The sequence below is a fragment of the Streptomyces sp. NPDC104814 genome (assembly GCF_055583185.1).
On the sequence record NZ_JBVJOL010000017.1, the window covers coordinates 38,307 to 63,827 of the forward strand.

A 25,521-nucleotide genomic window follows, 5' to 3' on the forward strand; every position below is an offset into this window, starting at 1 on the left:
GACCGTGCGGGGAGCGCGGCGCGGCTCGGCCTGATGGCCCTGCCCGTCGCGTTCTTCGCCGTGTTCTTCGCCTACCCCGTGGCCGCGATCGTCGCCCGCGGGCTCAGGGTGGACGGCGCCTGGCAGTTCGGGCGGCTCACCGATGTGCTCGGCCAGTCCGACATCCGGCACGTGCTGTGGTTCACCACCTGGCAGGCGCTGGTCTCCGCCGGGCTCACCCTGCTCCTCGCGCTGCCCGGCGCCTATGTCTTCGCCCGTTTCGACTTCCCCGGCAAGCGGCTGCTGCGGGCGGTGGTGACGGTGCCGTTCGTGCTGCCGACCGTCGTCGTCGGCACCGCCTTCCTGGCGCTGGTCGGCCGCGGCGGACTGCTCGACCAGCTGTGGGGTGTACGGCTGGACACCACTGTGTGGGCGATCCTGCTCGCGCACGTCTTCTTCAACTACGCCGTCGTCGTCCGCACCGTCGGCGGTCTGTGGGCGCAGCTCGACCCGCGCCAGGAGGACGCGGCGCGGATGCTCGGCGCGTCCCGCTTCACCGCATGGCGCACCGTCACCCTGCCCGCGCTCGCGCCGGCGGTCGCGGCGGCCGCGCTGATGGTGTTCCTGTTCTGCTTCACCTCTTTCGGCATCGTCCAGATCCTCGGCGGCCCCGGCTTCTCCACCCTGGAGGTGGAGATCTACCGGCAGACCGCCGACGTCTTCGACCTGTCCACGGCCGCCGTGCTGACGATTCTCCAGTTCGTCGCGGTCGGCGCGATCCTCGCCGTGCACGCCCGGACGGTACGGCGCCGGGAGAGCGCCCTGAAGCTGGTGGACGCGGCGACGACGGCCCGCCGGCCGCGCGGCGCCGGGCAGTGGGCGCTGCTCGCCGGGGTGCTGCTGACCATCGCGCTGCTGCTGGTGCTGCCGCCCGCGGTGCTGGTGCAGCGCTCCCTGGACGGCGGCCTGCACTATTACCGGGCGCTGAGCAGCCAGGACGGCAACACCTTCCTGGTACCGCCGATCGAGGCCATCGGCAATTCGCTGCAGTACGCCCTTGCCGCCGCCGGTATCGCCCTGCTGATCGGCGCGCTCGCCGCCGCAGCGCTGACCCGCCGGGACGCCGGTCGCCTGGTGCGCGGCTTCGACGCGCTGCTGATGCTGCCGCTCGGCGTGTCCGCGGTGACCGTCGGCTTCGGCTTCCTGATCACGCTCGACAAGCCGCCGCTGGACCTGCGCAGCTCCTGGATCCTGGTGCCGCTCGCGCAGGCGCTCGTCGGCGTCCCCTTCGTCATCCGGACCATGCTGCCGGTGCTGCGCGCGGTCGACGGACGGCTGCGGGAGGCGGCGGCCGTGCTCGGCGCCTCGCCGTGGCGGGTGTGGCGGGAGGTCGATCTGCCGATGGTGCGCCGGGCGCTGCTGATCGCCGCCGGGTTCGCCTTCGCCGTCTCGCTGGGCGAGTTCGGGGCGACCGTGTTCATCGCGCGGCCCGACACCCCGACCCTGCCGGTGGCCGTCGCCCGGCTGCTGGCGCGGCCCGGTGACCTCAACTACGGGCAGGCGATGGCCCTGTCGACGATTCTGATGGTGGTGTGCGCCGTGGCGCTGCTCGTCCTGGAGAGCCTGCGGGTGCCCGACCGGACGGGGGAGTTCTAGATGCTGCTCAGCCTCGACGCCGCGACCGTCCGCTTCGGCGAGCGGACCGTCCTCGACGCGGTCGACCTGGACGTCGCCGAGCACGAGGTGGTGTGCGTGCTCGGCCCCAGCGGCAGCGGCAAGTCGACGCTGCTGCGGGCGGTCGCCGGACTCCAGCCACTGGACGCGGGCCGGATCCTGCTGGACGGCCAGGACCAGGCGAAGGTGCCCGCGCACAAGCGGGGCGTGGGCCTGATGTTCCAGGACCACCAGCTCTTCCCGCAGCGGGACGTGGCCGGAAACGTCGCCTTCGGGCTGCGGATGCGCGGCGCCGGGAAGAGCGAACAGGGGGACCGCGTCGGGGAGTTGCTGGACCTGGTCGGGCTGCCGGGCGCCGGACGGCGGGCCGTGGGCGCCCTGTCCGGTGGTGAGCAGCAGCGGGTCGCGCTCGCCCGGGCGCTCGCGCCGCGGCCCCGGCTGCTGATGCTGGACGAGCCGCTCGGTCAGCTCGACCGCTCGCTGCGCGAACGTCTCGTCGTCGAACTGCGGGAGCTGTTCGGCCGGTTGGGCACCACCGTGCTCGCCGTCACCCATGACCAGGGCGAGGCGTTCGCGCTCGCCGACCGGGTCGTGGTGATGCGGGACGGACGCATCGCCCAGTCCGGCACGCCGCTGGAGGTGTGGCAGCACCCGGCGGACGCGTTCGTCGCCCGCTTCCTCGGCTTCGACAACGTGGTGCCGGGGACCGTCGTGGGCGAGGCCGCCGACACCCCCTGGGGCAAGCTGCCGGTGCCCGACGGCTCCCCGCAGGGTCCGCGCGACCTGCTGGTCCGCCCGGCCGGCGTCCGGCTGACCGAGGCGGCGCAGGGCCTGCGCTGCACCGTCACCGCCCGCACCTTCCGGGGCACCCATGTCGCCGTGCACCTCCAGCCCGAGGACGCGCCCCGTCTGGAGGCCGCCTGCGCGCTGCGCGAGGCACCGGAGGTCGGCGCCGAGGTGGGCGTCGCCTTCGACGGCGCGGAGGTCGTCGTCCTCGGCTGAGCGTGGCCGCCCGGCAAGCGAACGGCCCGCCCCCGGTCTCCCGGGGGCGGGCCGTCGTACGCGCGGCGGGGTCAGCCGTTGCTCTTGGCCCCGCGGCGGCGCATGCCGAGGAAGACGGCGCCGCCGCCGACGACGACCAGGGCGCCCGCGACACCGGCGATCAGGCCGGTGTTGGAGTTCGCACCGGTCTCGGCGAGGTTGGAGTCGCCGGCCGCCGGGGACGGGGCGTTGCTCGTGGTGCCCGCGGGGGTGGTGCTCGCGGGGGCCGACGGGCTCGGCGTGTCCTCGGCCGGGGTGGACTGCGACGGCTTGGGCGCCGGGCTGCTCGGCGTGGCCGGCGGCGTCGACGGGGTGTCCTTCTTGCAGGCGGTGCCCGGCGTGGTGAGGTTCGGCGTGATGTCCTCGTCCACGATGGGGTGCTTGGCGTCGCCGGCCACGACGTGGACGCGGTAGGTGGCGTTCGGCTTCCAGTCCTCGGCGAAGGTGACGGTCACACCCTCGGGCGAGCCGGTGACGGTCTGCTCGCCGACCTTGTGGTCGTCGCTGCCCTTGTTCTCCAGGAAGACGGAGACGACGGCCGGGGTGCCGGAGGCGTCGACGTCGGTGACGGTGATGACGCCCTTGTCACCCTCGCACGAGGCCTTGGCGGAGAATTCGCTGATGTTGCAGGCGAGCGCGTTGCCGGCGACACCGAGCGCGAGCGCCGCCGCGGCGGAGGCGACCCCGAGGGCGCGCACGGAACGGGCGGCAGTACGGCGGGATATGGACACGTTTGTCCTTTACGGGATGCAACTGCGGGGGGTTGAGAGGGAGAGGGGACGCCGAGGGGATGCGAACACAACCGCCCGGCACCACCGCCCCCATGAGGCTCACAGGTTTATAAGTGCTCCATAAGAAGTGTCAACGCATATGCCCGCCAAGGGCGTTGCCTTTGCCCTCTTATTAACCGGCGAGACGTTTCAGCGCCTCCGGCGCCTCCTCGATCCGGTCGACCAGCGCGATCCGCCCCTCCATCGAGCGGTCCCGGGCGAGCGACTGCAGCAGCGGCCACGCCGGCAGCCGCTCCGTCCAGTGCGCCCGGTCCACCAGCACCATCGGCGTCGCCTCGCCGCGGGACTCGTAGTAGTTCGGCGTCGCGTTGTCGAAGATCTCCTGTACGGTGCCGGCGGCGCCCGGCAGGAACACCACACCGGCCGTGCAGCGGGCCAGCAGACCGTCCTCGCGGGTGGCGTTGGCGAAGTACTTGGCGATGTGCGTGGCGAACGGGTTCGGCGGCTCGTGGCCGTAGAACCAGGTCGGGATGCCGATCGACGTGCCGCCGCGCGGCCAGCGGGTGCGCACCTCGAACGCCGCCCGCGCCCAGTCGGTGACCGACGGCCTGAACGACGGGGCCGGCGCGAGGAGTTCGAGGGCCGCGCTCAGCATGTCGTCGTCGAACGGAGCCGCGTACGCGCCGAGGTTCGCCGCCTCCATCGCGCCGGGCCCGCCGCCCGTCGCCACGGTGAGGCCGGTCCGGGCCAGGGCGCGGCCGAGGCGCGCGGCACCGGCGTACTCCCGGCTTCCGCGCGCCATCGCGTGGCCGCCCATGACGCCCACCACCCGGGCGCCGACGAGGACTTCGTCGAGGGCGTCGGAGACCGCGTCGTCGTGGATCGAGCGCAGCATGGAGGCGAATATGTCGCCGTCGGCCCTGGTGCGCTGGAACCAGGCGTAGGCGAGGGCGTCCGGGGTGGCCTCGTAGCCGCGGTCGAGTCCGGCGAAGAGTTCCTCGGCGGAGTAGACGAAACCGCGGTAGGGGTCGAAGGGCAGGCCGGGCACGGGCGGGAAGACCAGGGCGTCGGACGCCCGGACCCGGGCGGCCGCCTCGGGGGCCATCGGGCAACCGAGGAAGACGGCGCCGGCGGTGTCCACGGACAGCAGCGCGTCCGTACGGCCCGTCAGGTCGACGGCCTGGACACGGAAACCGGCGAGGGTGCCGTCCCGCGCGACCACCTCGTCGAACTGGGCGAGGGACTCGATCTCACGGTCGCGGGAGCCGTCGTACGGCTGGGCGGGTGTCGAATGCACCCGCCCATGCTAGGCACGGCGCCCGTCGGCCCTGTACGGCCGTCAGCCCTGTACGGCCGCCGGGTCCATCCACGTGATCTCCCAGGTGTGGCCGTCGAGGTCGTCGAAGGCCCGGCCGTACATGAAGCCCATGTCCTGCGTCTTGCCGGTCGCGGCGCCGCCGAGCGCGATCGCACGGTCGACCAGCTCGTCGACCTTCTCGCGGCTCTCGGCGCTCAGACAGATCAGCACCTCGCTGGTCGTCTTCGTGTCCGCGATCCCCTTGTCGGTGAAGGTCGCGTAGAAGGGCTTCGTCAGCAGCATCACGATGATCGTGTCGCTGATCACGACCGAGGCGGCGTTGTCGTCGCTGAACTGCGGGTTGATCGTGTAGCCGAGGTCGGTGAAGAACTTTTTCGAGGCCTGGAGGTCGTTCACGGGCAGGTTCACGAAGATCATCTGCTGGTACATGGGGCCTCTCCCGTAGTGGCGCGGTGTTGTCGAGGGGGTAGACGGAGGTACCGCGCGGAACTCATCGGTGGCCGGCGACTTTTCTTCGCCGCGGTGTCCTCAGCGGGCGAGGGGCAGCGCGGCCAGCTCCGCCACCAGCAGCGTCAGCGGGCCGAACACGGCCAGCAGGGCGGCCGCGCGCAGGGCCGCGGCCGAGCGCAGCGTCGTGGCGGGGGCGCCGAGCCGCAGCAGCGCCGCGGTGGTGTCGGCCCGGGCCTGGCGCGCCTCCACGGCGGCGGTGCCCAGGGTCGCGACCGCGCAGCCGGCGACGACGAGGGCGCCGAGCGTGGTCAGCGGGCCGAGCGTGGGGGAGCCGGCGCCGCGCAGGGCGGTCGTGGCGAACGCGGCCGACGCGACGGCGCAGACGACACCGAGGGGACGGCCGATGCGGCCGGCCTCCGCCATCAGCACGCGCCCGGCGAGCAGCCGCAGGGCGCCCGGGCGGACGGCCTGCAGCAGACGGCCGGTCAGGTGGGTGAGGCCGGGCCCGGCGAGGGCCAGGCCGACGGCGGTGAGCAGCCAGCCGAGGAGGACGGCGACGGGTCCGGTGGTCAGGCCGCCGGGCATGGGCAGGGTGGCCGGGTCGGTGGTGCGGGTGGCGTAGGCCTCGGTGGCCAGGCCGGCGGCGAGGAGGGTGACACCCCAGGGGAGCAGGGCGGTGGGGTGGGGCTCGGCGGCAGGAGCAGGGTGGGTGTTCTCGGCCGGGGTCTCCTCGGGGCCGGGGGCGTCGCCGGGCGGGCGTGTGAGGACGTCCGTGTCCGCCTGCGCCGCGGCGCCCTCGGCGGGCCGGGGCCGGCTCACGGCTTCGCCGCCCCGCAGGCGTGCGCCGAAGCGGCCGTACGCCCCGAAGGTCTCGCGGACCGCGGCCGCGCTGTACGCGCCGAAGCGGCCGTACGTGTGCGAGGCGGTCCGGGGGCGGGGTTCGCGAGGGCGCAGGGCCAGGGCGACCAGGGCCGAGGCCGTGACCGGGAGGACGGCGAGCAGGGTGAGCGCCGCCGGGACCGGAAGCGGCTGGTCCGCCGCGAGGAACTGGGAGGCCGCGCCGTCGAACGGTGTGCCGGTGAGGCCGCCGCGCAGCTCCAGGAAGAACAGCAGGGCCAGCACCGACCCGAGCACGGTGGACAGCGCCGTCGTCAGGGCCGCGATCGCCATCAGGCGGGCGGGCCCCAGGCCCACGGCGGACAGGCCGGGGCGGGGCCTGGTCGAGGGGTCGGTGCGGGCGACCGCCAGCGCGAACCACACCGTGGCGGCCAGCGGTACGACACACCACGCCAGGCGCAGCAGCAGGGACCCCGGCGAGGCGCCGGGGTGGCCGAGCGCGTAGCCGAGGGTGCACAGGAGCAGGAAGCCGGTGCCCGCCGACGCCGTGGCCACCAGCAGGCGGCGCAGCTGGACGGCGGGGTGGGCGCCGCGGGTCAGACGGAGAGCGACCACGCGGTCCGGCCTTCCGTCTCGGTGACCGGCGGGAGGTGCACCGTCTTCACGCGGCGCCCGTCGAGCAGCGACACCGTGCGGTCGGCGAGCGCGGCGGTCTCCGGGTCGGTGGTGGCCAGCACCACGGTGATGCCGTGCGAGCGGGCGGCGGTGGTGAGGGTGCGCAGGACATGGGCGCGGTCGGCGCGGTGCAGCGGCGCGGTGGGCTCGTCGGCGAAGAGGACGGCGGGCGCCGGGGCGAGGGCGCGGGCGATGCAGGCGCGCTGCCGCTCGGCCTGGGTCAGCTCGTGCGGACGGCGGCGGGCCTTGTCTCCGATGTCGACGCGTTCCAGCCACTCGGTGGCGGCGACCTTGGCGCGGCGCCGGCTGACGCCGCGCAGCATCAGCGGCAGGGCGGCGTTCTCCCACAGGTTCAGCTCGGGGACCAGCAGCGGGGCGGGGTCGATCCAGCCGAAGCGGTCGCGGCGCAGGCGCTCGCGCGTGACCGGGCCCATGGTGTGCAGCGGGACGCTGTTGAACCACACCTCGCCGCGCTGGGCCGGGGCGAGGCCGGACAGGCAGCGCAGCAGCGTCGTCTTGCCGCTGCCGCGCGGGCCGCCGACGGCGAGGATCTCGCCCTCGCGCACGCCGAGCGAGACCCCTTGGAGCGCGGGGGAGCCGTCGCTGTGCGTGAAGTGCAGGGAGCGTGCCCAGAGCACGTCGTTGTCCGGCGGGGCCTCCATGGGCGTACACCTCGTGTCAGATCCGTAGTTCCCGTGCCATTCCCCCGTGCGGGGGAACGAAGGCAGGGCCGATCGGTCACTGGCACGCTAGGCAGGCGAGGCCGGGAGCCCGGACAGCACGCGGCCCCGGGCCCCCGTTTCTCACTCGAACGGGGGGCACCGGGGCCGGGATGATCATCCAGAAGGCAGATCGGCAGGAGGACCGATCAGCGCCGTCGGAGGATCCGTGACCGTCTCGACGGTGAGGGCCGTCGGGACGGTTGCCGGAGCCGTCGGGGCGGCCGGGGCCGCCCGGACGGGGCTCAGAGCTTCGTCCACGCCTCCGTGAGCGTCGCGCGCAGGATCTGCTCGATCTCGTCGAACGTCTCCTGGTTGGAGATCAGCGGCGGGGCGAGCTGGATGACCGGGTCGCCACGGTCGTCGGCACGGCAGTACAGGCCGTTGTCGAACAGCGCCTTGGAGAGGAAGCCGTACAGGACGCGCTCGGTCTCCTCGTCGTTGAAGGACTCCTTGGTGGCCTTGTCCTTCACCAGCTCGATGCCGTAGAAGAAGCCGTTGCCGCGGACGTCGCCGACGATCGGCAGGTCGTGCAGCTTCTGCAGCGTCGACAGGAAGTTGCCCTCGTTGTCCAGCACGTGCTGGTTGAGCTTCTCCTTGTCGAAGATGTCGAGGTTGGCGAGGCCCACGGCCGCGGAGACCGGGTGGCCGCCGAAGGTGTAGCCGTGCAGGAAGGTGTTGTCGCCCTTGTAGAACGGCTCGGCGAGCCGGTCGGAGACGATGCACGCGCCGATCGGGGAGTAACCCGAGGTCATGCCCTTGGCGCAGGTGATCATGTCCGGGACGTAGCCGAACTTGTCGCAGGCGAACGTCGTGCCGAGGCGGCCGAAGGCGCAGATGACCTCGTCCGACACGAGCAGCACGTCGTACTGGTCGCAGATCTCGCGCACGCGCTGGAAGTAGCCGGGGGGCGGCGGGAAGCAGCCACCGGCGTTCTGCACCGGCTCCAGGAAGACCGCGGCGACGGTCTCGGGGCCCTCGAAGAGGATCTGCTGCTCGATCTGGTCGGCGGCCCAGCGGCCGAAGGCCTCGGGGTCGTCGCCGAAGAGCGGCGCGCGGTAGATGTTGGTGTTCGGCACCTTGTGCGCGCCCGGCACCAGCGGCTCGAAGGGGGCCTTCAGGCCCGGCAGGCCGGTGATGGACAGGGCGCCCTGCGGGGTGCCGTGGTAAGCGACCGCGCGGGAGATGACCTTGTACTTGGTGGGCTTGCCGGTCAGCTTGAAGTACTGCTTGGCGAGCTTCCAGGCGGTCTCGACGGCCTCGCCGCCACCGGTGGTGAAGAAGACCTTGTTCAGGTCGCCCGGGGCCTCGTTGGCCAGCCGCTCGGCCAGCTCGACGGCCTTGGGGTGGGCGTAGGACCACACCGGGAAGAAGGCGAGCTCCTGGGCCTGCTTGGCGGCGGTCTCGGCGAGTTCCGTGCGGCCGTGACCGGCCTGGACCACGAACAGGCCGGCGAGACCGTCGAGGTAGCGCTTGCCCTTGTCGTCGTAGATGTAGGTGCCCTCGCCCCGGACGATCGTCGGGACGGGGGAGTTCTCGTACGAGGACATGCGGGTGAAGTGCATCCACAGGTGGTCGTACGCGGACTTGCTGAGGTCCTTTGTGCTCACGGTTATCGGGTTCCCCACATGTAGGTCTGCTTCTTGAGCTTGAGGTAGACGAAGCTCTCGGTGGAGCGCACGCCGGGCAGGGCCCGGATGCGTTTGTTGATGACGTCCAGCAGGTGGTCGTCGTCCTCGCAGACGATCTCCGCGAGGATGTCGAACGAGCCCGCGGTCATCACCACGTACTCGACTTCCGACATGGCGGTCAGCGCGTCGGCCACCGCCTCGACGTCGCCCTCGACGTGCAGACCGACCATCGCCTGCCGGCGGAAGCCCACGGTGAGCGGGTCCGTGACGGCGACGATCTGCATCACGCCCTGGTCCAGCAGCTTCTGGACGCGCTGGCGCACGGCCGCTTCGGAGAGGCCGACGGCCTTGCCGATCGCGGCGTACGGCCGGCGGCCGTCCTCCTGAAGCTGCTGGATGATGGCGAGGGAGACGGCGTCCAGGTTGGGGTTGCTCCCGTTCCTGGACTCGCGAGGGGTGTCGCGGAGGGACTCGCGGGAGTCCCTTGCGTCCCTGGGGTCTGCGCTTCGACTGGCCACGACCTCACTGTGCACGACGTCTCGACAGTTGCGCAAGCCCGGATCGATGAAATTCGTTGTTTGCGAGACGGCAACCGACGGATTTCGCAGAAGTGAGGGGATCAGGGGTGTTGAAAACGTGGGCTCAGCGATTAGTCTGGGCATCTCAGCGATTGGACACACCCAACCTTGGAGGGCCGGCAGTGAGCACCGAGCTGCGTCGTCTGCGCAACTACATCGACGGTGAGTTCCGGGACGCCGCCGACGGACGGACCACGGAGGTGGTCAACCCCGCGACGGGCGAGGCGTACGCCACCGCGCCGCTGTCCGGCCAGGCGGACGTCGACGCCGCCATGGAGGCCGCCGCGCGCGCCTTCCCGGCCTGGCGCGACACCACCCCGGCGGAGCGCCAGAAGGCCCTGCTGAAGATCGCGGACGCGTTCGAGGAGCGCGCCGAGGACCTCATCAAGGCCGAGGTGGAGAACACGGGCAAGCCCACCGGGCTGGTCCGCACCGAGGAGATCCCCCCGATGGTCGACCAGATCCGCTTCTTCGCGGGTGCGGCGCGACTGCTGGAGGGCCGCTCGGCCGGCGAGTACATGGAGGGGATGACCTCGATCATCCGCCGTGAGCCGGTCGGCGTCTGCGCGCAGGTCGCGCCGTGGAACTACCCGATGATGATGGCCGTGTGGAAGTTCGCCCCGGCGATCGCCGCCGGCAACACCGTCGTGCTGAAGCCGTCGGACACCACCCCGGCCTCCACCGTGCTGATCGCCGAGATCCTCGGCGAGATCCTGCCCACGGGTGTCTTCAACGTCATCTGCGGTGACCGCGAGACCGGCCGCGCGATGGTCGAGCACCCGACCCCGGCGATGGCCTCCATCACCGGTTCTGTGCGCGCGGGCATGTCGGTGGCCGAGTCCGCCGCCAAGGACGTCAAGCGCGTCCACCTGGAGCTGGGTGGCAAGGCCCCGGTCGTCGTCTTCGAGGACACCGACATCGCCAAGGCCGTCGAGGACATCACCGTGGCGGGCTTCTTCAACGCCGGCCAGGACTGTACGGCCGCCACGCGCGTGCTGGTGCACGAGTCGATCCACGACGAGTTCGTCTCCGCGCTCGCCAAGGCCGCGTCCGAGACCAAGACCGGTCAGCCGGACGACGAGGACGTGCTCTTCGGCCCGCTGAACAACCCCAACCAGCTCAAGCAGGTCGAGGGCTTCATCGAGCGGCTGCCCGCCCACGCGCGCGTGGAGGCCGGCGGCAAGCGCGTCGGCGACCAGGGCTACTTCTTCGCCCCGACCGTCGTCTCCGGCCTCAAGCAGGACGACGAGATCGTCCAGAACGAGGTCTTCGGCCCGGTCATCACCGTCCAGTCCTTCGCGGACGAGGACCAGGCCGTCGAGTGGGCCAACGGCGTGGAGTACGCGCTGGCCTCCTCGGTGTGGACCAAGGACCACGGCCGCGCCATGCGGATGTCCAAGAAGCTCGACTTCGGCTGTGTGTGGATCAACACCCACATCCCGCTGGTCGCCGAGATGCCCCACGGCGGCTTCAAGAAGTCCGGCTACGGCAAGGACCTGTCGGCGTACGGCTTCGAGGACTACACCCGCATCAAGCACGTCATGACGTCCCTGGACGCGTGACACCACCCCTGCGGGTGCGCTGAGGCCCACGGCCTCACCCACGGCTCGCGGCCCCGGACGGAGGACGGACCGTCCGGGGCCGCGGTGTGTCCGGCGCCGCGGCCGGCGACGGCGGTGCCGTCATCGGCAATGTGTCCGGCAGGGGTCGTTTCGCTCGACGGGGCGTCAATTGATCACGCGTGTCACCGGGCGGCAAGCTGCGGTCATGGCCCTCCCACACCAGACCGTCTCCCGCCGTTCCCTGCTGCGCACCCTCGGCGGCACCGCCGCGCTCGGCGCGCTGGCCGGCTGCGGCGTGCCGGCGGCCTACGTCCAGCCCGGCGACCGCGCCGCAGCCGACGACTCGGCCCGCGACCGACGGCTGACCTGGGCGAACTGGCCGCTGTACATCGACACCGACGACGACCACCCCAGCCGGCGGCCCACGCTGGAGGCGTTCGAGAAGCAGAGCGGGATCGCCGTCGACTACGTCGAGGAGATCAACGACAACGACGAGTTCTTCGGCAAGATCAGCCCGGCGCTGATGAACCACCAGACCACCGGCCGGGACCTCATCGTCATCAGTGACTGGATGTGCGCGCGGTTCGTCCGGCTGGGCTGGGTGCAGCAGCAGGACCGCGCCCGGCAGCCGAACGTCGCCCGGTACCTCGACCCGCTGCTGCGCTCGCCGGCCTTCGACCCGGGCCGCAGGTTCACCGTGCCGTGGCAGTCGGGCATCACCGGCATCGCCTACAACCGCCGCAAGCTCGGCCGCGAGATACGGCACGTCTCCGATCTGTGGGCCGACGACCTGCGCGGCCGGGTCACCCTGCTCTCCGGCCTGGACGAGTCCTTCGCGCTGCTGATGCTGGGCAACGGCGTCGACATCACCCGGTGGACGGCCGACGACTTCCACCGGGTCTGCGACCAGGTCCAGGCCCAGGTGCGGCGCGGCCAGATCCGCCGCTTCACGGGCAACGACTACACCAAGGACCTGGTCAGCGGTGACGTCCTGGCCTGCCAGGCCTACTCCGGCGATGTGATCCAGCTGCGCGCGGACAACCCCGACATCGAGTTCGTCGTACCGGAGGAGGGCGCGGAGCTGTGGGCGGAGTCGCTCATGGTGCCGAACCTCGCCGGGCACAAGGCCAACGCCGAGCGGCTGATCGACTACTACTACCGGCCCGAGGTCGCCGCCGAGCTGGCCGCCTGGGTCAACTACGTCTGCCCGGTCCCGGCGGCCCAGCAGGTCCTCGCCGACTCCGACGACAAGGACACCGCGGCCCTGGCGGAGAACCCGCTGATCTTCCCGGACGCGGGCATGCGCCGCCGGCTCGCGATCGCCCGCGACATCACGGCCGAGGAGCGGGTGGATTTCGCGAAGCGCTGGAACAAGATCGCCGGGCTGTAGCAGAATCACCGGCGTGGATAATTCATCGAGTGGTGAAAATCTGCCCGCACGGGTGACCTTCGGGCTGCTCGCCGCCTGGTCGCTCCACGACCTCGAGGAACTGGCGGCCGGCCCGCGCTGGGTCCGGCGCAGCCTGCCCCGGCTGCGCGAGCGGTTCCCGGCGGTGCCCGAGCGGGCGTGGCGCGAGATGGAGGCCGTCGACGGGCGGGAGTTCCCCCTGGCCGTCGCGGTCGTCGGCGCGTTCGTCGCCGCCGCGGCCGCCGCCGGACACGTCAGCGGCGGCCGGTCGGTCTTCTACCAGGCCACGCTGAACGGCTTCGGCCTGCACGGCGTCGTCCACCTGGCGCAGGCCGCAGCCGTACGCGGCTACACCCCCGGAGTCGCGACCTCCCCGTTCGTCGTCGTGCCGTTCACCCTGTGGGCCCGCGGTCGCCTGCGCCGCGCCGGCGTACTGCGCCCTGGCCGCCCCCGCGATGTCGCTGCCGGCCTGGCGACGGCCGGCGCCGTCACGGCGGCGGCGCACGCGGCGGCGCGGTGGGGGACGCGGTGGGCAGTCGGGCGTGGCGCCGGGCGTGGCGTCGGCCGTGGCGCCGGGAGACTTCGGGCCACGGCGGCCGCTTGAGCGCCGCCGCCATGGTCCGCCCGGCGGCGCGGCACGGTGGACCGCCGCGGGGCGGGGGCCGCTTGATCGCTGCCGTCACGGTCCGCCCGGCGAGCCGGTCCGGGTCGTCGTCCTTCGGAGCCGCGTCAACGGCGGACGCGGGCCGTCGCCTCGAGGATGAGGGCGGCGATCCGGTCGGGGACCTCGTTCGGCAGGAAGAACACCGTGCCGGGGATGGTCACCACCTGCGTGTGCGGGCACGCCTCGAGCACGCGCCGCTCCTGTTCGGTGAGACCGCCGTCGCCCCGCTCGGCGTGGACGACCCAGGTCGGGACGCCCGTCGCGCACAGCCGCTCAGTGCGCTGTCCGTGCCGTTCGAGCCACCCCAGGTACGCGCGCAGACCGGGCTGCACATGCCGCGGCACGTTCCTGGCGAAGTCCGCTCGCAGTTCCGCCCGGCGTTCGGCGGGCAGCCCGGTCCGGCCGACCATGGCCGCCGCCATCTTGGCCAGCAGCCTGACCGGAAATCCGCCCAGCACACCGCCCGCCCGCACCAGGGCGTGGAAGAACGCCGGCTCGTCCTTCGGAGAGATGCTGACGCCCAGCAGTACGGCCGGCCCCTTGAACGCCCCGGAGACGATCATCTCCAGCGCGACCACGGCCCCCATGCTGAATCCGACGACGACATCCGCGCCGATCTCGTCGGCGAGACGGGCCGTGAGCCGGGCATACCCCTCGACGCTGTAGTCCTCCGGCGGGGGTGCGCCCACCTGACCGGGCAGCGTCGCGGCGACCAGCCGCAGGTGCGCGAGGCCGGGCTGCGCCATCACCTCCGCGTACGATCCCGCGCCGCACATGCCGCCCGGGAGCAGCAGCACGGTTTCGCGGCCGTCGGCCGGCCCTGATTGCCTGAGCTGCCAGTCCACGCTCATGACGCATCGCCTCCAGGCCGCCCGCCATGCCGCCGGCCCTCAGCTCCATGCTAGGTCCGGTCGTTCGAGGCGCCCCGGTGTCCGCACCCCCTAGTCCTTCCGCAGGGCGGTGAGGACGTCGATGCGGTTGGTGGTGATCGAGTCGACGCCCGCGTCGATCAGCCGGCGCATGGCGCGGCGGGTGTCGGGGGTCCAGACGGACAGCAGACAGCCGTCGTGGTGGACGCGCTCGGCCAGGGCGCGGTCCACCAGCGAGAAGCGGTAGTTGAGCCAGCGCGGCCGCACCGCCTCCAGCAGCGCGGGCCGCGGCGGCGCGAGGCTCGTCCAGGTGAGCGCGATCTCCGCGGACGGGTCCGCGGCACGCACCGCCAGCATGGCGTGGGCGTCGGCGCAGTAGTACACGCGGTCCTGTGCTCCCGCCTCCCGGACCACGTCCACGACCCGGCGCGCCGCCCGCACGTCCGGCGTGCCGGGCAGGTCGACCATCACCCGGTTGCCGTCCACCGCCGCCAGCGCCGCCGCGAGCGTCGGCACCCCGCCGCCGGTCAGCCCCTCCACCTCGGCCAGGGAGAGGCCGGGCAACGGCCGGTCCTGTTCCCACAGTCGCTTCAGCGTCGCGTCGTGCAGGAGCACGGGGACGCCGTCCCGGGTGAGCCGTACGTCGATCTCCACGGCGTCCGCGCCCGCGGCGAGCGCGGAACGCAGGGAGGCGATGGTGTTCTCCCGGACGCGGTACGGGTCGCCGCGGTGCGCCACGGCCGTCAGGGTCTGCATGCGGGTCATTGTGACGGCAGCCGGCCCCCGCGTGTCAGGCGGCGAGCCACCGCGCGGTGTAGGCGTCGATCTCCTCGCGGACACGGGTCTTTCCGGCGCCGTCCAGGAAGGAGGCGTCGACGGCGTTCTTCGCCAGCTCGGCCAGGCCCCGCTCGTCGAGGTCCAGCAGCCGGGCGGCGACCGCGTACTCGTTGTTCAGGTCGGTGCCGAACATCGGCGGGTCGTCCGAGTTGATCGTCACCAGGACGCCCGCCTGCACGAACTGCTTGATCGGGTGCTCGTCGAGCGTGGTCACCGCGCGCGTGGCGATGTTCGACGTCGGGCACACCTCCAGCGGGATGCGGTGCTCGGCGAGGTGCGCGAGGAGCTTGGCGTCCTGCGCGGAACTCGTGCCGTGCCCGATCCGCTCGGCGCCCAGGTACGTCAGCGCGTCCCACACGGTCTGCGGGCCGGTGGTCTCGCCGGCGTGCGGCACCGAGTGCAGGCCGGCCGCGATCGCCCGGTCGAAGTACGGCTTGAACTGGGGGCGCGGCACACCGATCTCCGGCCCGCCGAGGCCGAAGGAGACCAGCCCCTCGGGGCGTACCGCGTCATCCGTGGCGAGCCGGGCCGTCACCTCGGCGGACTCCAGGCCCGCCTCGCCGGGGATGTCGAAGCACCAGCGCAGCACCGTGCCGAACTCGGCCTCGGCCGCCTTGCGGGCGTCCTCGATCGCCGCCATGAACGCCCGCTCGTCGATCCCGCGGCGCACGGAGGAGTACGGGGTGATGGTCAGCTCGGCGTAGCGCACCTGCTGACGGGCCAGGTCGCGGGCCACCTCGTAGGTGAGCAGGCGGACGTCCTCCGGGGTGCGGATCAGGTCGACGACGGAGAGGTAGACCTCGATGAAGTGGGCGAAGTCCGTAAAGGTGAAGTAGTCGGCCAGCGCCTCGGGATCGGCCGGCACCTTGGAGTCGGGGTGGCGGGCGGCCAGTTCGGAGACGATCCGGGGGGAGGCCGAGCCGACGTGGTGCACGTGCAGTTCGGCCTTGGGCAGTCCGGCGATGAAGGCGTGCAGATCGCCCGGGACGGGCGCGGCTGCTGCGTCGAAGTGCTCGGTCAAGGGGTCCTCCCCGGGACGGCGCCTCCGGCCGGTGGTGCCGGTGCCGGGACGCGGTGATCGGCTGATCGGTGGTGCGGGCTCATCGTAGGCCGGGGGTGGGGGACGGCTGACGGGGGACGGCGGGATGGGGGACGGGGGCGGCTTACGGCGGCCCGGGGAGAGGGAGAGGAGCCGACCTGGCCGGTCGGGGCGGACGAACGGCCTCTTGGGCGGCCCAGGGGGGCCGAGGAGGGGCGTGTGGTCGGGCCGTAGCATGGCGGGACGTTCGCAGAGGGGGATTCGCGCATGGCCGACGAGACGGGGACGCCGGGGATACCGGAGGCGACCGGGGCACCGGAGAACGGGACCGCGGAGCGGCCCGGCGCGGGGGAGAGCCCGAAGGTGTCGCTCGGCAAGGGCCCGGCGACCGGGGGTGCGCCCGCCGCCGGCGGCTCCGAGGCGCCGGGTGCCGGCGGTGCTCACGGTGCCGGTGGCGGACCCGCGCCGTGGGCCGCTCCGGGCGCGGCGGACGGTTCCGGACACACGGTCGCGTCCTCGGGTCCGGTTGCCCCGTCGCCGCTGCACGACCAGCAGACGTTCGTCTCCGTCCCGGAGGGCGCGGACGCCCAGCAGCCGTACTCCTGGCCGGAGCCGAACCCCTTCGCCCCGCCGCGGTCCGACCACCCGGGCGGCGCCGGTCCGTTCGCCCCGCCGTCGTCCGGTCAGCCCGGCGGCGCCAACCCGTTCGCCCCGCCGTCGTCCGGTCAGCCCGGCGGCGCCAACCCGTTCGCCCCGCCGCAGCCGGGCCAGGTCGGCGGTGCCGGTCCCTTCGCGTCCCCGGGCGTGTCCTCGGGGCACGGGGAGCCGGTGCCGCCGCCGCCCATCGCGCCGGACGGTCCCGGCCGGACGGCCTACGGTTATCCCGGCACGTACGGTTACCCCGGGGCGGCCGGCCCCGGCGGCGCCCACGGCCCCCAGGCCCAGGGATACCCGGTCGGCTACTACGGCTGGCCCGGCACGCAGCCCCTGCCCAGCAACGGCATGGGGACGGCGGGGCTGGTGCTCGGCATCATCAGCGCGGTCATCTTCTGCGCGTGGCCGCTGGCCATCATCGCGGGCGCCCTCGGCGTGATCTTCGGCGCGATCGGCCGCACCAAGGCCAAGCGGGGCGAGGCCACCAACCCCGGTCAGTCCCTGGCCGGCATCATCTGCGGAGCCACCGGCATGGCCCTCGGTGTCGGCTTCCTGATGCTGGTGATCTTCGCCCGCTGACGCCGACGACGGCCCGCGCCGCCGCCCCACCCCTCGACCGAGCAGCAGGCAGCCCCCTCGACCGGGCCGCAGGCAGCCCCCTCGACCGGGCCGCAGGCAGCCCTCCCGACCAAGCCCCCGGCCACCCCCTCGACCGGGCCCTCGGCCACCCCCTCAGCCGGTCCGCCCCAGCCGCTCCCGCGCCTCCATCAGCGCGAAGCCCAGCAGGTTCGGCCCCCGCCACCGCTCCGGGTCCGTCGCCGCCTCGTCGTCCGCCGCGAGGCCGATGCCCCAGACGCGGTCGACCGGGCTGGCCTCGACCAGCACCCGGTCCCCGGTGTCCAGCAGGAACCGCCGCAGCCCCGGGTCGGACGAGAACTTGTGCACGCTGCCCTCGACGACGATCCGGAACCGTTCGCGCTCCCAGACCGCTTCGTCGAAGTCCCGCACCAGGCGCCCCGCCTTCTTCGCCTCGGACGGATGACCGGCGGCCAGAACCCGCCGCTCCGCCTCCGCGTCGCCGAACAGCCGCGCTTTGCCGGCCATCATCCAGTGCTCGGCCGTGGCGTACCGCACGCCGTCGATCACGAACGGTGAGGGCCACCACTGGCTCAGACAGCTCGCGCCCACGCGGCCGTCGGGCCGCGGCCGGTGTCCCCAGAAGCAGAGGTACTTGATCCTCGCCCCCGCGTGGACCGCCCTGACCAGGGCCTCCCGAGAATCGATCTTCGTCATGCACGGGAGTCTGGCACGCGCCACTGACACTGCGTCCGTCCTTTTCCGGTATCACTCGACACCTGGTCGACCGATTCCGTCGCGTAACCGAAAGGCAACAACGGAATCCCTTGTCCACCTCCCGGGCCTCTGTCAGGATCGGCACTCAAATCGAGCTGGAGCTGCGCCACCCACCCCCACGGGACAGCCACCCACCCCCACGGGACAGCCACCCACCCCCTCACGGCACAGCCACCCACCCCTCGCGGGACAAGGGGACGACGGCGGAGGAGAGCGACATGCACAACCCGGGCAGCACCCCGGAGAGGTCCGCGGAATTCCCCGCGCAGGAACGTTTCGCGGACGGCGCGCAGTACATCGCGGGACGACTCACCCGGGGCACCTCGGGCCGTACCCACGCGGTCGTCGACCCGGCGACCGGCGAGGACGTCTTCACCTACGAGCTGGCCGGAGCCGACGACGTCGACGCGGCCGTGGCCGCCGCCCGCGCGGCCTTCCCCGGCTGGGCCGGCGCCACCCCCGGGGAGCGGTCCGACGCCCTGCACCGCTTCGCCGCGGTCCTCGCCGAACGGGCGGAGGACTTCGCCCGCGCGGAATCCCGGCAGTGCGGCAAGCCGCTCAAGCTCAGCCGTGAGTTCGACGTGCCGGGGACGGTGGACAACGCCGCCTTCTTCGCCGGTGCCGCCCGGCACCTCCAGGGCCAGTCGGCCGGTGAGTACTCCGGCGACCACACGTCGTACGTCCGCCGTGAGCCGATCGGTGTCGTCGGGTCGATCGCGCCGTGGAACTACCCGCTCCAGATGGCCGCCTGGAAGATCCTCCCGGCGATCGCCGCGGGCAACACCATCGTGCTGAAGCCCGCCGAGCTGACCCCGCTGACCTCGCTGCTGTTCGCCGAGGCCGCCACCGCGGCCGGCATCCCCGACGGCGTGATCAACGTCGTCACCGGTACCGGCAAGGAGGCCGGTGAGCGCCTGGTGGGACACCCGGACGTGGCGATGACCTCCTTCACCGGCTCCACCGCCGTCGGCAAGCGGGTCGCCGAGATCGCCACCGCCACCGTCAAGCGCCTGCACCTGGAACTCGGCGGCAAGGCCCCCTTCCTGGTCTTCGACGACGCCGACCTGGACGCGGCCGTCAACGGCGCGGTCGCCGGAGCGCTCATCAACACCGGGCAGGACTGCACGGCCGCCACGCGCGCGTACGTGCAGCGCCCGCTGTACGAGGAGTTCGTCGCCCGCACCGCCGCGCTGATGGAGACGGTGCGCCTCGGCGATCCCTTCGCCCGCGGCACCGACCTCGGACCGCTGATCTCGCACGCCCAGCGCGACCGCGTGGCCGGCTTCGTCGACCGGGCGCGTGCCTACGCGCGCGTGGTCACCGGCGGTGAGGCACCCGGGGGAGAGCTGGCCAAGGGCGCGTACTACCGGCCCACCCTGGTCGCCGACGCACCGCAGGACAGCGAGATCGTCCAGGCGGAGATCTTCGGTCCCGTGTTGGTCGTCCTGCCGTTCGACAGCGACGATGAAGGCATCCGGCTGGCCAACGACACCCCCTACGGCCTCGCCGCCTCCGCGTGGAGCCGGGACGTGTACCGGGCGAACCGGGCGACACGCGAGATCAAGGCGGGATGCGTGTGGATCAACGACCACATCCCGATCATCAGCGAGATGCCCCACGGCGGCTACAAGGCGTCCGGCTTCGGCAAGGACATGTCATCGTACTCGTTCGAGGAGTACACGCAGATCAAGCACGTCATGTTCGACAACACGGCGGTCGTCAGGAAGGACTGGCACCGCACGATCTTCGGGGACCGATAGCCACAGCGGGCCGCTGAGCGCGGCCCACCCTCCCGAAAGGGCAACCACGCGCATGGAGCAGTACGAGCCCGACCGCCCGACCCCGGCCCAAGCGGCCGCCATGCGGCGCAGTTTCGCCAACGGCCGGGCCGCCCTGACCCGCCGTTCGCTGCTGCGCGCCTCCGCGGGCGGCGCGCTCGCGGTCGGCGGACTCGGGGCGCTGAGCGCCTGCGGGATCCCCGCGGCCGGCAAGACGGCGGGCGGCACGTCCGCCGAGGACCACTCGGCCCAGGAGAAGACCGTCAACTTCTCCAACTGGACCGAGTACATGGACGTCGACGCCTCGGGCAAGCACCACCCGACGCTCGACCAGTTCACCCGGCGCACCGGCATCTCGGTCCGCTACACCGAGGACATCAACGACAACAACGAGTTCTTCGGCAAGATCCAGCCGCAGCTCGCCGCGGGCCAGGACACCGGCCGCGACCTGATGGTCCTCACCGACTGGATGGCCGCCCGGCTGATCCGTCTGGGCTGGGTGCAGAAACTGGACCCGGCGCACCTGCCGCACGCCTACGCCAACCTCTCGCAGCAGTTCCGCAATCCCGACTGGGACCCGGGGCGGGCGTACTCCTACCCCTGGCAGGGCATCTCCACCGTCATCGCCTACAACAAGAAGGCGCTCGGCGGCGTCGAGGTGAAGTCGGTCTCCGACCTGCTCGACAACCGCAAGCTCAAGGGCCGTGTCGGCTTCCTCACCGAGATGCGCGACAGCATCGGCATGACGCTGCTGGACATGGGCAAGGACCCGGCGAAGTTCACCGACGACGACTTCGACGCGGCGATCGCCCGGCTGCAGAAGGGCGTGGACAGCGGCCAGATCCGCCGCTTCACCGGCAACGACTACACCTCCGACCTCACCAAGGGCGACCTCGCCGCCTGTCTGGCCTGGGCCGGTGACGTCGTACAGCTGAAGGCGGACAGCCCGGACGTCGACTTCGTCATCCCGGACAGCGGGTACATCACCTCGACCGATGTGATGCTGATCCCGAACAAGGCGCGTCACAAGACCAACGCCGAACGGCTCATCGACTACTACTACGAGCCTCAGCCGGCCGCCGAGCTCGCCGCCTACATCAACTACGTCTGTCCGGTCGAGGGCGTGAAGGCCGAGCTTGCGAAGATCGACAAGGATGCGGCGAACAACCCGCTGATCATCCCCGACAAGGCCATGCAGGCGAGGTCTCATCCCTTCCGCTCGCTGACGCAGAAGGAAGAGACCGCCTACGAACAGAAATTCGCGAAGCTCACTGGGGCGTGACGATCATGACGACAGACAACAGCGGCGACGTCCGCCTCTCCGGGATCAGCAAGACCTACGACAACGGCTTCACCGCCGTCCAGCCGCTCGACCTGACCGTGCCGCAGGGCTCCTTCTTCGCCCTGCTCGGCGCCTCCGGCTGCGGCAAGACCACCACCCTGCGCATGATCGCCGGCCTGGAGGAGCCCACCACGGGCACCGTCCACCTCGGCGACCAGGACGTGACCCGCCTGCCGCCCTACAAGCGGCCCGTGAACACCGTCTTCCAGTCCTACGCCCTCTTCCCGCACCTCGACATCTTCGAGAACGTCGCCTTCGGTCTGCGCCGGCGCGGCATCAAGAGCGTGAAGAAGCAGGTCGAGGACATGCTGGAGCTGGTCCAGCTCGGCGAGCAGGCACGCAAGAAGCCGCACCAGCTCTCCGGCGGCCAGCAGCAGCGCGTCGCGGTCGCCCGCGCACTGATCAACCACCCGAAGGTGCTGCTCCTCGACGAGCCGCTCGGCGCGCTCGACCTGAAGCTGCGCCGCCAGATGCAGTTGGAGCTCAAGCGCATCCAGACGGAGGTCGGCATCACCTTCGTGCACGTCACGCACGACCAGGAGGAGGCCATGACCATGGCCGACACGGTCGCCGTGATGAACGCCGGCCGCGTCGAGCAGCTCGGCGCGCCCACCGACCTGTACGAGAACCCGCAGACCACGTTCGTCGCGAACTTCCTCGGCACCTCCAACCTGATCGAGGCCGAGGTCGACACCAAGAGCGGCGACGACATCGTCCTGAAGGCGGGCGGCGGCAAGCTGGTGCTGCCGCAGGCGCGATGTTCCGCGCCCGCCACCGCCGGCGGCAAGGTGCTGGTCGGCATCCGCCCGGAGAAGATCGCGCTCACGCACGCCGACGACGCGGGCTCGATCCCCGAGGGCCGCAACCGCGTCACCGGCAGGATCGCCGACGCCAGTTTCATCGGCGTCTCCACGCAGTACGTCATCGACAGCCCGGTCTGCGACGAGCTGGCGGTGTACGCGCAGAACGTCGAGCGCGACGGCCGGCTGGTCCCCGGCGCCGATGTCGTCCTGCACTGGAGCCCCGCGCACACCTTCGGTCTTGACGCCACGCAGGACATCGACGCGGGCACCGAGGAAGAGGCGGCGGCCTGATGTCGACGCTCACCGAGGCGCCCCCGCCGCTCACCCCGACCGCCCCGGAGAAGAAGCCGCCGCGCAAGCGGGGCCGGCTCACGCCGTACTGGCTACTGCTGCCCGGTCTGCTCTGGCTGATCGTCTTCTTCGCGCTGCCGATGATCTACCAGGGCTCCACGTCCGTGCAGACGGGCTCCCTGGAGACCGGCTACAAGGTCACCTGGCACTTCGCCACCTACTGGGACGCGCTGGCCGAGTACTGGCCGCAGTTCCTGCGCTCGGTCGCCTACGCGGCCGCCGCGACCGTGCTGTGCCTGCTGCTCGGCTACCCGCTGGCGTATCTGATCGCCTTCCGCGCGGGACGCTGGAAGAACCTGGTCATGATCCTGGTGATCGCGCCGTTCTTCACCAGCTTCCTGATCCGCACCCTCGCCTGGAAGACGATCCTGGCCGACGGCGGGCCGGTCGTCGGCGCCCTGAACACGCTGCACGTCCTGGACGTCACCAACTGGCTCGGCTGGACGGCCGGTGACCGGGTGCTCGCCACCCCGCTGGCGGTGGTGTGCGGTCTGACGTACAACTTCCTGCCGTTCATGATCCTGCCGCTGTACACGTCCCTGGAGCGCATCGACGGGCGGCTGCACGAGGCGGCCGGCGACCTTTACGCGCGGCCGTGGACCACCTTCCGCAAGGTGACCTTCCCGCTGTCGATGCCGGGCGTCGTCTCCGGCACCCTGCTCACCTTCATTCCGGCGGCCGGCGACTACGTCAACGCCGAACTGCTCGGCTCCACCGACACCCGCATGATCGGCAACGTCATCCAGACGCAGTTCCTGCGGATCCTGGACTATCCGACGGCCGCCGCGCTGTCCTTCATCCTCATGGCGGCGATCCTTCTCATGGTCACCTTCTACATCCGCAGGTCCGGGACGGAGGATCTGGTCTAAATGCCCTTCGTCACCTGGTTCAAGAAGAAACTCGTCGTCATCGCGGGCCTTTTCACGCTCGCCTATCTGCTGCTGCCGAACATCGTCGTCACGGTGTTCTCCTTCAACAAACCGAAGGGCCGCTTCAACTACGAGTGGCAGCAGTTCTCCACGGACGCCTGGAAGGACCCGTGCGGCGTCGCCGACATGTGCGGCTCGCTCGGCATCAGCCTGCAGATCGCCGTGTGGGCGACCATCGGCGCCACTCTGCTCGGCACGATGATCGCCTTCGCGCTGGTGCGCTACCGCTTCCGCGCCCGGGGCGTGGTCAACTCGCTGATCTTCCTGCCGATGGCGATGCCCGAGGTCGTCATGGCGGCCTCGCTGCTCACCCTGTTCCTCAACATGGGCGCGCCGCTCGGCTTCTGGACGATCCTGATCGCGCACATCATGTTCTGCCTGAGCTTCGTCGTCACCGCGGTCAAGGCGCGCGTGATGTCGATGGACCCGCGTCTGGAGCAGGCCGCGCAGGACCTCTACGCCGGACCGGTGCAGACGTTCCTGCGGGTCACCCTGCCCATCGCGGCCCCCGGAATCGCCGCGGGCGCGCTGCTCGCCTTCGCGCTCTCCTTCGACGATTTCATCATCACCAATTTCAACGCGGGCTCGACGGTCACCTTCCCCATGTTCGTGTGGGGTTCGGCGCAGCGCGGCACGCCCGTCCAGATCAACGTCATCGGTACGGCCATGTTCCTGGTCGCCGTGCTGCTGGTGCTGACCTCCATGCTGATCGGCAATCGCCGCAGCAAGCAGAAGGCGTAAGCCTCTTCTCGCACACCCCGGTAGGGAGTTGAAATCATGGCCCCGAGCGCCATGAGCCGTTGGACAGAGTCTCTTTCGCAAGCGCAGCCGGTCCCGTACTGGCTGGACGACCCCGGCAGGCCGCGCCCCGAGCCCGCGCTGACCGCCGCCGAATCCTGCGATCTGCTGGTCGTCGGCGGCGGGTACAGCGGACTGTGGACCGCGCTGATCGCCAAGGAGCGCGACCCGCAGCGGGACGTGGTCCTGCTGGAAGGCCGCGAGGTGGGCTGGGCCGCCTCCGGCCGCAACGGCGGCTTCTGCGCCGCCTCCCTCACTCACGGCCTGCCCAACGGGCTGACCCGGTGGCCGCAGGAGATCCACACCCTGGAGGAGCTGGGCCGGCGCAACCTCGACGAGATCGAGCGGGCGGTCGCCCGCTACTCCATCGACTGCGACTTCGAGCGCAGCGGCGAGATCGACGTGGCGACGGAGCCGTACCAGGCCCGGGAACTGCGCGAGTGGTACGACGAGCTGGAGGCGAAGGGGCTCGCCGAGGGCATCGAGTTCCTGGATGCCGACGCGGTGCGCGCGCAGGTGAACTCACCCACCTTCGAGGCGGGCCTGTGGGACCGCCGGGGCGTGGCGATGCTGAACCCGGCCAGGCTCGCCTGGGGCCTCAAGCGCGCCTGCCTCGACCTGGGCGTGCGCGTCTACGAGCGCACCCCCGCCCTCACCCTGAAGGCGTACGGCGCCGGCATGGCCGTGCGCACGCCGTACGGCCAAGTCCGTGCCCGGCAGGTGGCGCTCGGCACCAACATCTTCCCGAGCCTGGTCAAGCGGGTGCGGTCCTACACCGTGCCCGTGTACGACTACGCGCTGATGACCGAGCCGCTGACGGCCGAGCAGCTGAAGTCGATCGGCTGGGAGAACCGGCAGGGCCTCGGCGACTCGGCGAACCAGTTCCACTACTTCCGGCTGTCCGCCGACAACCGGATCCTGTGGGGCGGTTACGACGCGATCTACCCGTACGGCGGCCGGGTGCGCTCCGAGTACGACGACCGCCCGGAGACCTACGCCAAGCTGGCCGGGCACTTCTTCACCTGCTTCCCGCAGCTGGAGGGTGTGCGGTTCACGCACGCGTGGGGCGGCGCGATCGACACGTGCTCGCGCTTCTCGGCGTTCTTCGGCACAGCCCACCAGGGCCGGGTGGCGTACGCGGCGGGCTTCACGGGCCTCGGTGTCGGCGCGACCCGGTTCGGCGCGGACGTGATGCTGGACCTGCTGGCGGGGGAGCGCACCGAGCGCACCGCGCTGGAGATGGTCCGCAAGAAGCCGCTGCCGTTCCCGCCCGAGCCGTTCGCCTGGACCGGCATCGCCCTCACCAAGTGGTCCCTGGCCCGCGCGGACGCCCACGGCGGCCGGCGCAACCTGTGGCTGCGCACGATGGACAAGCTGGGGCTCGGCTTCGACAGCTGACCTCGGATGTGACCCGGATCACTCCAACGGGTCGCCGGAACCCGCGTAATGCTCCTGGAAGACCTCCCTCTCCACTCGTGGCGCCCGCGGTGCGCACCGCGTC

General features: G+C 71.8%; 23 protein-coding genes. 12 read left to right on the forward strand and 11 right to left on the reverse strand.

Translation table 11 applies throughout. The features are described 5' to 3' along the window. Positions 1-33: 33 nt before the first annotated feature. Positions 34-1,635: an ABC transporter permease gene (locus tag ACZ64A_RS35520; protein WP_469816060.1), complete on the forward strand. Its 1,602-nt coding sequence runs from the start codon at positions 34-36 to the stop codon at positions 1,633-1,635. After that, the gene (locus tag ACZ64A_RS35525; RefSeq protein WP_469816061.1) at positions 1,636-2,655 is read left to right on the forward strand and encodes an ABC transporter ATP-binding protein; all 1,020 of its coding nucleotides are present in this window, start codon (positions 1,636-1,638) and stop codon (positions 2,653-2,655) included. Positions 2,656-2,726: 71 nt separating this feature from the next. On the opposite strand, the gene ACZ64A_RS35530 is transcribed toward ACZ64A_RS35525, so the two are convergent. The 7 genes from ACZ64A_RS35530 to ACZ64A_RS35560 form a co-directional block, all read right to left on the reverse strand. Continuing rightward, complete coding sequence (locus ACZ64A_RS35530) at positions 2,727-3,425, reverse strand: LAETG motif-containing sortase-dependent surface protein (RefSeq protein ID WP_469816062.1); 699 nt, start codon at positions 3,423-3,425, stop codon at positions 2,727-2,729. A gap of 172 nt (positions 3,426-3,597) precedes the next feature. Continuing rightward, positions 3,598-4,722, reverse strand: a complete 1,125-nt coding sequence (locus tag ACZ64A_RS35535; RefSeq protein WP_469816063.1) for an LOG family protein — start codon at positions 4,720-4,722, stop codon at positions 3,598-3,600. A 42-nt stretch (positions 4,723-4,764) separates the two neighbouring features. Continuing rightward, positions 4,765-5,172 (reverse strand): VOC family protein, encoded by a 408-nt coding sequence (locus ACZ64A_RS35540; protein ID WP_469816064.1) that lies wholly within the window; start codon positions 5,170-5,172, stop codon positions 4,765-4,767. 99 nt (positions 5,173-5,271) lie between these two features. Further along, complete coding sequence (locus tag ACZ64A_RS35545; protein WP_469816065.1) at positions 5,272-6,645, reverse strand: hypothetical protein; 1,374 nt, start codon at positions 6,643-6,645, stop codon at positions 5,272-5,274. Then, positions 6,627-7,367 (reverse strand): ABC transporter ATP-binding protein, encoded by a 741-nt coding sequence (locus ACZ64A_RS35550; protein ID WP_469816066.1) that lies wholly within the window; start codon positions 7,365-7,367, stop codon positions 6,627-6,629. The genes ACZ64A_RS35545 and ACZ64A_RS35550 overlap by 19 nt, the downstream gene beginning before the upstream one ends. 302 nt (positions 7,368-7,669) lie before the next feature. Then, entirely contained in the window at positions 7,670-9,034 is a 1,365-nt protein-coding gene (locus tag ACZ64A_RS35555) for an aspartate aminotransferase family protein (protein WP_469816067.1), read from the reverse strand. Positions 9,035-9,036: 2 nt separating this feature from the next. Continuing rightward, entirely contained in the window at positions 9,037-9,588 is a 552-nt protein-coding gene (locus ACZ64A_RS35560; protein WP_469816120.1) for an Lrp/AsnC family transcriptional regulator, read from the reverse strand. 167 nt (positions 9,589-9,755) lie between these two features. On the opposite strand from ACZ64A_RS35560, the gene ACZ64A_RS35565 reads away from it, so the two are divergent. The 3 genes from ACZ64A_RS35565 (at position 9,756) to ACZ64A_RS35575 (ending at position 13,207) form a co-directional block, all read left to right on the forward strand. After that, the gene (locus ACZ64A_RS35565; RefSeq protein WP_469816068.1) at positions 9,756-11,195 is read left to right on the forward strand and encodes a gamma-aminobutyraldehyde dehydrogenase; all 1,440 of its coding nucleotides are present in this window, start codon (positions 9,756-9,758) and stop codon (positions 11,193-11,195) included. A 205-nt stretch (positions 11,196-11,400) separates the two neighbouring features. Then, on the forward strand, positions 11,401-12,585 hold the full coding sequence (locus tag ACZ64A_RS35570; RefSeq protein ID WP_469816069.1) for an extracellular solute-binding protein: 1,185 nt from the start codon (positions 11,401-11,403) through the stop codon (positions 12,583-12,585). A gap of 13 nt (positions 12,586-12,598) precedes the next feature. After that, on the forward strand, positions 12,599-13,207 hold the full coding sequence (locus tag ACZ64A_RS35575) for an HXXEE domain-containing protein (protein WP_469816070.1): 609 nt from the start codon (positions 12,599-12,601) through the stop codon (positions 13,205-13,207). Positions 13,208-13,332: 125 nt separating this feature from the next. Here ACZ64A_RS35575 and ACZ64A_RS35580 read toward each other — a convergent pair whose 3' ends face one another. The 3 genes from ACZ64A_RS35580 to ACZ64A_RS35590 all read right to left on the reverse strand — a co-directional run bounded on the left by ACZ64A_RS35580 (position 13,333) and on the right by ACZ64A_RS35590 (position 15,994). After that, positions 13,333-14,118 carry an alpha/beta fold hydrolase gene (locus ACZ64A_RS35580; protein WP_469816071.1) on the reverse strand — a complete coding sequence of 262 codons (786 nt, stop codon included), beginning with the start codon at positions 14,116-14,118 and terminating at the stop codon, positions 13,333-13,335. Positions 14,119-14,208: 90 nt separating this feature from the next. Continuing rightward, the gene (locus ACZ64A_RS35585; RefSeq protein ID WP_469816072.1) at positions 14,209-14,892 is read right to left on the reverse strand and encodes a glycerophosphodiester phosphodiesterase; all 684 of its coding nucleotides are present in this window, start codon (positions 14,890-14,892) and stop codon (positions 14,209-14,211) included. 34 nt (positions 14,893-14,926) lie between these two features. After that, positions 14,927-15,994 carry an adenosine deaminase gene (locus tag ACZ64A_RS35590; protein ID WP_469816073.1) on the reverse strand — a complete coding sequence of 356 codons (1,068 nt, stop codon included), beginning with the start codon at positions 15,992-15,994 and terminating at the stop codon, positions 14,927-14,929. Between the two features lie 285 nt (positions 15,995-16,279). On the opposite strand from ACZ64A_RS35590, the gene ACZ64A_RS35595 reads away from it, so the two are divergent. Next, positions 16,280-17,245 carry a DUF4190 domain-containing protein gene (locus ACZ64A_RS35595; protein WP_469816074.1) on the forward strand — a complete coding sequence of 322 codons (966 nt, stop codon included), beginning with the start codon at positions 16,280-16,282 and terminating at the stop codon, positions 17,243-17,245. A 153-nt stretch (positions 17,246-17,398) separates the two neighbouring features. Here the strand turns inward: ACZ64A_RS35595 and ACZ64A_RS35600 are convergent, their stop codons facing one another. Beyond that, positions 17,399-17,959, reverse strand: coding sequence for an NADAR family protein (locus ACZ64A_RS35600; protein WP_469816075.1), 561 nt, complete (start codon positions 17,957-17,959; stop codon positions 17,399-17,401). A 278-nt stretch (positions 17,960-18,237) separates the two neighbouring features. Between ACZ64A_RS35600 and ACZ64A_RS35605 the strand changes: the two genes are divergently transcribed. The 6 genes from ACZ64A_RS35605 to ACZ64A_RS35630 are packed head-to-tail and all read left to right on the forward strand — an operon-like array spanning position 18,238 to position 25,418. Next, complete coding sequence (locus ACZ64A_RS35605; RefSeq protein WP_469816076.1) at positions 18,238-19,779, forward strand: gamma-aminobutyraldehyde dehydrogenase; 1,542 nt, start codon at positions 18,238-18,240, stop codon at positions 19,777-19,779. Between the two features lie 52 nt (positions 19,780-19,831). After that, positions 19,832-21,079, forward strand: coding sequence for a polyamine ABC transporter substrate-binding protein (locus ACZ64A_RS35610; RefSeq protein WP_469816077.1), 1,248 nt, complete (start codon positions 19,832-19,834; stop codon positions 21,077-21,079). Positions 21,080-21,084: 5 nt separating this feature from the next. After that, positions 21,085-22,233: an ABC transporter ATP-binding protein gene (locus ACZ64A_RS35615; RefSeq protein ID WP_469816078.1), complete on the forward strand. Its 1,149-nt coding sequence runs from the start codon at positions 21,085-21,087 to the stop codon at positions 22,231-22,233. After that, positions 22,233-23,162, forward strand: coding sequence for an ABC transporter permease (locus ACZ64A_RS35620; RefSeq protein ID WP_469816079.1), 930 nt, complete (start codon positions 22,233-22,235; stop codon positions 23,160-23,162). The genes ACZ64A_RS35615 and ACZ64A_RS35620 overlap by 1 nt, the downstream gene beginning before the upstream one ends. Then, a complete protein-coding gene (locus ACZ64A_RS35625) occupies positions 23,163-23,963 on the forward strand; it encodes an ABC transporter permease (protein ID WP_469816080.1) in 801 nt (266 codons plus the stop codon). Positions 23,964-23,999: 36 nt separating this feature from the next. Further along, positions 24,000-25,418, forward strand: coding sequence for an NAD(P)/FAD-dependent oxidoreductase (locus ACZ64A_RS35630; RefSeq protein WP_469816081.1), 1,419 nt, complete (start codon positions 24,000-24,002; stop codon positions 25,416-25,418). The last annotated feature ends 103 nt before the right edge of the window (positions 25,419-25,521 follow it).